At 59.3% G+C, this 6756-nt stretch carries 7 protein-coding genes; 2 read left to right on the top strand and 5 right to left on the bottom strand.

Going from position 1 to position 6756, the window contains the following annotated elements:
* Positions 1 to 334 precede the first annotated feature (334 nt).
* The gene (locus EOC06_RS29370; protein ID WP_127262750.1) at positions 335 to 610 is read left to right on the top strand and encodes a hypothetical protein; all 276 of its coding nucleotides are present in this window, start codon (positions 335 to 337) and stop codon (positions 608 to 610) included.
* A 29-nt stretch (positions 611 to 639) separates the two neighbouring features.
* Here EOC06_RS29370 and EOC06_RS45205 read toward each other — a convergent pair whose 3' ends face one another.
* Complete coding sequence (locus EOC06_RS45205; RefSeq protein WP_353812186.1) at positions 640 to 1263, bottom strand: hypothetical protein; 624 nt, start codon at positions 1261 to 1263, stop codon at positions 640 to 642.
* A gap of 179 nt (positions 1264 to 1442) precedes the next feature.
* Positions 1443 to 1937 (bottom strand): transposase, encoded by a 495-nt coding sequence (locus tag EOC06_RS45200; RefSeq protein WP_095769983.1) that lies wholly within the window; start codon positions 1935 to 1937, stop codon positions 1443 to 1445.
* A gap of 701 nt (positions 1938 to 2638) precedes the next feature.
* Here EOC06_RS45200 and EOC06_RS29360 point away from each other — a divergent pair.
* Positions 2639 to 3556 carry a LysR family transcriptional regulator gene (locus EOC06_RS29360; RefSeq protein ID WP_063170390.1) on the top strand — a complete coding sequence of 306 codons (918 nt, stop codon included), beginning with the start codon at positions 2639 to 2641 and terminating at the stop codon, positions 3554 to 3556.
* A 48-nt stretch (positions 3557 to 3604) separates the two neighbouring features.
* Here the strand turns inward: EOC06_RS29360 and EOC06_RS29355 are convergent, their stop codons facing one another.
* The 3 genes from EOC06_RS29355 to EOC06_RS29345 form a co-directional block, all read right to left on the bottom strand.
* Positions 3605 to 4408, bottom strand: a complete 804-nt coding sequence (locus EOC06_RS29355) for a TIM barrel protein (RefSeq protein WP_063169395.1) — start codon at positions 4406 to 4408, stop codon at positions 3605 to 3607.
* Between the two features lie 164 nt (positions 4409 to 4572).
* Entirely contained in the window at positions 4573 to 5634 is a 1062-nt protein-coding gene (locus EOC06_RS29350) for a LacI family DNA-binding transcriptional regulator (RefSeq protein WP_051695606.1), read from the bottom strand.
* A gap of 275 nt (positions 5635 to 5909) precedes the next feature.
* On the bottom strand, positions 5910 to 6756 hold an 847-nt coding region (locus EOC06_RS29345), incomplete at its 5' end, for a cation:dicarboxylase symporter family transporter (RefSeq protein ID WP_128309431.1).

Below are 6756 nucleotides of genomic sequence, written 5' to 3'. Positions count from 1 at the left end.
CCTCATGGGCGCGGCATGCAGGATTAACCGAGCCCAGCCGGTCATGAGTGCGGCCGGCGCTCGGCTGCTCGATTTATTTGCGCGATAAGCTCGCGACCATGTCCGCGGAGGTATTCAAACTTAACGCTGCGTCCGGGAGCTCTTGCCCTCCAGTTTGCGACGCTCCCCCGCCCATCCAGTGATCGTTTATTTCGTCGGATAGTTTGACCCGGCTCTACCGAATCGCCGCTTCAGGATCATTCTTTCCGATTTCGTCACGCTCGTATTTCTGCCGCGTCCTACACCGATTGGGCGCGAACAAAACTGAGCGCCTTGGAACCCGAACCCGTGCGTCGTGACCGGGAGCATCCGGGGCGAACTCATCCGCTCGGGGGCATCGCATCACCGGACGGCGACAGGCACGGTCGACCGGCATCTCGGCATCGGCTGGGAATTCGTCCATGGTCTGCATTGGCGACGACGCTTCCTGAGGCCACGTAGCCCTTATGCCAAGCTGGGCGCCCGGGTCGAGCGCGTAATGACGACAATTGCTTCGCTGCAGGTCAAACGCTTTCCGGGCCACCTGCAAAGTCTTCACCCGGCCGTACAGCGCCCAAGACCACTGATGTGATCGACAAGAGCCTTTTTGATAAATCTGCGCTATTCTCCTGTCGCGCACGGACGACCGCGTGGCGAAGAGCAGGGTCCGAGATGAGAGCCCTGCCGCGCAGCTTCTATCGTCGCGCCTCGTTTGCGGCATCCGTGCCTACCCTCTTCGGACCTCGTGGGTTCCAACCGGCGACGAGGCGTGCATAGGCGCCCTCGGCCTGCTCCACCCAGCGGCGCTCTTCTTCCCGGTGGCTCTTTATGTTGTAGGCGTGCGCTCCCTTTTGGCCGCGCACAGCCTTGCTCCCGGCCTTGAGTTCCACATCGCGCAAGCTTCTTGGCATGCAGGGAGGGTCGAGCCCACGCGTAACTCTCGCCCTTCTCAACAGATGACAGATCACGACAGAGAGTTTGCGTGCGGTTGCCACGGCCGCGACATGCTGTCCGCGCCGGGCTCGCACGCCGCAGGGAGAAGGCTCGCAACGGTCCGGGAGCACGAGCGGCCGCCCAGGCCGCCTCGACGAGCATGCCGCGCGCATGACCACGGCCCTGCTTGGTGATCCGCCCATGGTAGGCCGGACCTGGCCGGACTGCTGGACGCTTGGGTTCAACCCGAGATAGGTCACGAGCTTCTGCGGATCGTCGAAGCGCGACACGTCGCCGATCGCCGCCCTTCATCGCCAGCGCGACGGTGATGTCGACGCCGGGAATGGTCATCAGCCGCTTCACGCCTTCATCCTCGAGAGCCGAGCGGACAAGATCGCGTTCGATGACCTGGAGGTCTTCGCCCAATCGGTCGAACTCGCGCAGATGCCCATCGATCGCGAGGCGCTCGTCCTGCGGTACGACCTGCTCGATTAACCAGGTCCGACCCTTGGCGCCGCACAGGTCAGCATGCGGGCAGGACGGATCAGGTGGCTATGAAGGATCGACTGGATGACGCTCTTCAATCGAGATCTCTGTCGGACAATCTGATTGCGCCGTGTCACCTGTCGACGCAGAGCCTGCGTCGGCTCGTCCGCAATCCAGACTTCTGGCAAGAAGCCGCTGGCATAGAGCTGCGCAAGAACGTCGGCGTCGATCGTCGTTTTGATCTTGGCATAGGCAACGATAAACACCTGTTTCGGCTTGGCGATCCCCACCTTCTTCACATGCGGCGCAACCACAGCTGCAGCGGACGTCGCGTTGCCGGTGGCCTCGATCACCCCGACATCGTTCGGCGACAGCTTCGCGGCGAACGCCGCCAGCAGATCGCGCCGCATGTCGACGCGGCCGAGTCGCCTGAGCCTGCCCTCCTCCCATGCCACTGCTTCGGCGAAGGCGCGGTGAATATCCAGTCCGATGATAAGCATGCCCGTTCCTCCTTCTTGGCTCGGTCAAAGACGGGAGCTGGCGGGCAACACGACATCTACTGATCCGCGCTCGCAGCGCATCCGGGAAAGTCGCGAGGGGCGGCCATGTAACGAGCTCGGGCTCTCAGCCCACGGTCTATTGACGGCCTGCCTGCACCTTTGTGCTCCCGGTGCCCCACGTCCCGGATGGGCTCACCATAAGGGCGTTCCAAAACAAGAACAGCAGGACGAGAAGGCACCACAGATCACATACCGGATAGCGGCAAGGCCAAGCGCTTCGTTCAGATAGGCTTGCGCCAATGGGCTTAGGCCGAGCCTACAACAGCTCTCAAAAACGCTGCCGGACTGCTGCATTGGCTCGCCGATACAATTGGCACAGGCCTCACGGCAGCTTAGGATCAAACCGCCCATCAGTCGCCTCGGACTGGAAAGGTGCACCCTATTAGGTTCCACGCCTAGCTAGGTCGGGGCCGCCGAAGACGCTGGTTGATAGACCGGCGCCATCTTCCCGGCGTTTCAAACTGCCAATCTCTGACCTGCACAGTACGAACGATTGCTCGCTTCGGCAGATCACGCGGCTCATATGTCGGACCTTAACGTCATCCATCATAAACTTTTTGCGACAAAAGATTGCAAGAATGCTAAATTGTTAAAGTCGTTTGTTTCGGTTAAAGGCATCCATCCCATGGATGGCTGATGACATGCGTTTCAAAGGACTTGATCTAAATCTCCTCGTTGTGCTCGACGCACTCCTGACGGAGCGTAATCTCTCGGCGGCGGCACGCAGGATTAACCTGAGTCAGCCCGCCATGAGTGCGGCCGTCGCCCGACTGCGCGATTATTTCCGCGATGAACTGTTTACGATAAGAGGTCGCGAAAGATTTCTAACCCCGCGTGCGGCAGCATTTGCCCCCGCAGTTCGCGACGCTCTCCAGCACATCCAGTGCTCGATTATTTCTTCGGATCCGTTTGACCCAGCTCGAGCCGATCGCCTCTTCAGGATCATTCTTTCCGATTTCGTCACGCTCGTGTTTTTCGAAAAGCTTGTGGAGCGTATTTCACGGGAAGCCCCCGCCGTCAGCTTCGAACTGCTGCCTGTCGACGATAGCCCCGATGAGCTTCTCCGGCGCGGTGACGTCGATTTTCTAATTCTACCGGATATGTTCACGTCGAGTGTGCATTCAAGCGTTGCGCTGTTTGACGAGAAGCTCGTGTGCGTAGGCTGTCCCACAAACAAGCAGCTGCCACAGCAGCTTACATTCGAGAGATACATGTCGATGAGGCACGTCGCGGTCAGGTTCGGGCGTACGATGAAGCCGTCTATCGAGGAATGGTTTTTGCTTGAGCATGGCCTTAAGAGACGTGTCGAGGTCGCCGTGCAGGGCTTCAGCATGATTCCACCTATGGTGTCCGGCACAGCTCGTATAGCGACCATGCCCTTACGGCTGGTCAGGCATTTCGAAAAAACGTTCCCCCTGCGGGTTATCGAACTTCCGCTGCCATTTCCCACATTCACCGAGACCCTCCAATGGCCGGCCCTCCACAATAGCGATCCGGCAAGCATCTGGATGCGGGAGATAATGATACAGGAGGCATCTCGGATGGCTGCCCCGCTGTGAACCCACGGAAAATTCAGGCGCACCTATAGTCACTACTCCTGTCACCATCTACTTTGACGACAATAGCCCTCGCCGGATAAAGTCGATGCTGGCGGCAAGTGCGCCTGCGAGATCGTCCAGAGAATGGACTTCCTCGACCAGCTCGAATGAGAAAGGTCCCGCGTAGCCGCCATCCAGCAGCGCCTGAATCTGGCTGCCATTGTCGGAACCTGCAAGAAAGCGATCGGGGTAAATCCAGAAGGTCGGGTCGTTTACGCTTGAAATGTGCACCAGGCCGGTAAGCTCGCAGAACAGGCATGTCTCCCCGGCCAGGGTGTGGTGGAACGTGTCGTGCACGAGGCGAAAGACGGACTGGCCATCAACCGCGGCAACGGCCTCGGCCGCTTCCTTCTTTGATCGAAGCGAGCAGGTTCGGAAACCCAGCGGCTCGATGAGACCGATCAGACCCCGCGACTGGAGGATTGGCTTGATCTCGTTTAGAGCGAAACGAAGATTGTCCTGGCGCTCGCTATTGGTGGGCCACGAGCTGCGGTTGGCCGGCACCAACACGAGCGTCTCCGCCCCGCACGCCGTCGCATAATCGGCGAGGTTGCTTGCCTCGGCCTGACGCGTTGGAGTCCAGTCGTTGAACCGCTGCAAGGCGTTGACAGAGATGATCGTGACGCCCGCTTCGGTAGCGGCCAACCGAACGTCCGCAGCCGGAATGCCGCGTGCGACAGGATTGCTGAAATGAGGGTAACGGATTTGGACGTCGGTCAGGCCTTGGTCACGGGCAAGCGCGAAAAGCGCACTGACGTCAAGGCGGGGCGCCGCCATGTGATCGAGTGCAAAGCGGGGCGATACCTGGCGCATTGCTTGACTTTCCTTCCATGAAGCGCGGCTGCCATTTCGGCATCCGGCTTCTTTCAAGACGGAACCACGCCGGTTCACAGATCGGACAGAGACGGCCGAGTCAATCGAGCTTTCCTTTCATCGGTGAAAGGAAAATGGGCGCTCATGATAGAAATCCATCAAGGTCAAATATTTTCCGGAAGATAAATGTCGAACGGCAGAAATGTCTGCCCCGGGCTCTCCGCGACGCCGGCTTTGATGGCCCGCTCCATTGCCATTATCAGCTCCTGGCAAAGTCGGCGCATTGGCGTGCCGACCGCCATCGTCAAGATGTCATCCGCAAGCGCCCCACGTGACTGCGGCGTCATTTCACTCACGATCGCGACGAGATCCTGACCGCTCCCCTCTTCTCGGAGCGCGGAAATTGCCCCCTCTATCCCCCCGCCGGCCATATAGAAGCCGACGAGCTCTGGTTCCCGCTGCATAAGATCCAGCAATTTTTCGTAAGTGAGCTGCCGTTCATCAAGGTTCACGAGCGCATCAAGCACCTCGAATTTTGGCGCGTTCTCACGAAAATACGCACGAAAGGCCGTTTCCCGCGTCGCATGCGCCTGGAAGCGATGGCTTCCGACAAACACCGCCACCTTGCCGGGCCGTTTTGCGGCCTTGGAAAACACCCAAGCGGCAGTCCGTCCGACCTTGCTGTTGTTGAGGCCGATGTAGCCCTCGCGCACGCCATCGGCGAAGTCGGATAGCAGCGAAAATACCGGGATACCTTTCGCCTTGAGCTCCTCGACTGATGCTGTGATTTTCGGGTGATCGGCCGCCACCATGGCGATCGCCTGGCAGCGGCTCCCAAGGTCCTTAAGAAGCGGGAGCAGGTCACGCGGCAAATGTGACTGCGCGAACTCGATGATCGGAAGGCCGTGGAAGGATTTAGCCATACTGACCGACTCTTCGATCTTGCGAGCGAAATCTTGGTAGAAATCGTGGGTAGGTTTTCTCAAGATGAAGCCCAGCTTGTAGTGCGGCAGGTGCTGCTGCAAGCGCTGTTTGATGAGACCGGCAGCATGATAGCCGATCGCGTGCGCGGCCGCATGGACCCGCTGGGCGGTCTCCTCTCGCACCGGAAGGCGGACGTTCAGAACCCGATCGACTGTTGCTACGCTGACTCCGGCTTCGCGGGCGAGATCGGCTATTGTGACGCGCTTTCCCCTAGCGATTCTGATCGGCCGGTCCTCCATCATCCGGTGCGCTCCCGCGACGGCTTGGGGCGGCAAGCTGAAATAGTTCCCCCACCCCGCGGATAGCGCATTCGACGAACAGCGCTCCATGCGCACCCAGATGAGTCTCCGTGAACCGTTCGTTTGCTTAGGGGCTTCATGGTGTTGTATTACTCACTGCGTTAGTACTCTATTTCCAGCGCTCTTTGGAGGCTGGCAATTCGACTGTTGTGTCAAGGCCGCTACTTACACGTCGCGCTGTTGCGATCTTGCTTGCGGGGAGCCAGTTTGATGTAACCCTAACCGCGGAAAGCGGTTTCCATCCGTGACTGGTCCAATTCGCCTTCCCAGCGAGCGACAACGAGCGATGCCACCGCATTACCGACTAAATTCGTCAGCGCGCGGCATTCCGACATGAAGCGGTCCACGCCAAGAATTAGAGCCATTCCGGCAACGGGAACACTCGGCACGACAGAGAGAGTAGCGGCCAATGTGATGAAGCCGGCGCCGGTGACGCCTGCCGCACCCTTCGAGGAAAGCATCGCAATTAGCAGCAGGAGGATCTGATCGGCAATTGACAAATCTGTGTTCGTCGCCTGGGCGATGAAGAGGGCGGCGATCGTCATGTAGATATTGGTACCGTCCAGATTGAATGAGTATCCAGTAGGGATGACGAGACTTACGACCGAACGGGCGGCGCCGGCCTTCTCCATCTTCTCCATTAGCGAGGGCAGCGCGGCCTCCGAGGAGGACGTTGCCAGGACAAGCAGCAGCTCGTCCTTGATGTAGCGGACGAGAGAAAAGATCGAGAAGCCGTTGTAGCGGCAGACCGCGCCGAGAACCCCGAACACGAAGAGGAAGGCGGTAAGATAGAACGTCGCGACCAGTATCGCGAGGTTGGCCACCGAACCGATTCCGTATTTGCCGATCGTAAAGGCCATTGCGCCGAAGGCGCCGATGGGTGCAGCCTTCATCAGAATGCCGACGAGCTTAAAAATGGGGGCGGTAAGCGCCTGGAGAAAGGTAACGACCGGCCTGCTCGTCTCTCCGGTCATCGCCAAAGCAATGCCGAACAGGACCGAGAAGAACAGGACTTGCAGGATGTCGCCTTCCGCGAAGGCACTGGCAATCGTTGACGGGATGATG

The sequence above is a fragment of the Mesorhizobium sp. M7A.F.Ca.MR.362.00.0.0 genome, assembly GCF_004023175.1.
GTDB lineage: Bacteria > Pseudomonadota > Alphaproteobacteria > Rhizobiales > Rhizobiaceae > Mesorhizobium.
Note: the sequence above shows the minus strand (reverse complement) of the source record. Positions and strands in the feature narration are given on the sequence as shown.

Excerpts from the sequence above, each read along its gene's own strand:
- EOC06_RS45200 (WP_095769983.1), bottom strand. The coding sequence starts at position 1,937 with ATGCTTATCATCGGACTGGATATTCACCGCGCCTTCGCCGAAGCAGTG.
- EOC06_RS29355 (WP_063169395.1), bottom strand. The coding sequence starts at position 4,408 with ATGCGCCAGGTATCGCCCCGCTTTGCACTCGATCACATGGCGGCGCCC.
- EOC06_RS29350 (WP_051695606.1), bottom strand. The coding sequence starts at position 5,634 with ATGATGGAGGACCGGCCGATCAGAATCGCTAGGGGAAAGCGCGTCACA.
- EOC06_RS29360 (WP_063170390.1), top strand. The coding sequence starts at position 2,639 with ATGCGTTTCAAAGGACTTGATCTAAATCTCCTCGTTGTGCTCGACGCA.
- EOC06_RS45205 (WP_353812186.1), bottom strand. The coding sequence starts at position 1,263 with ATGAAGGGCGGCGATCGGCGACGTGTCGCGCTTCGACGATCCGCAGAA.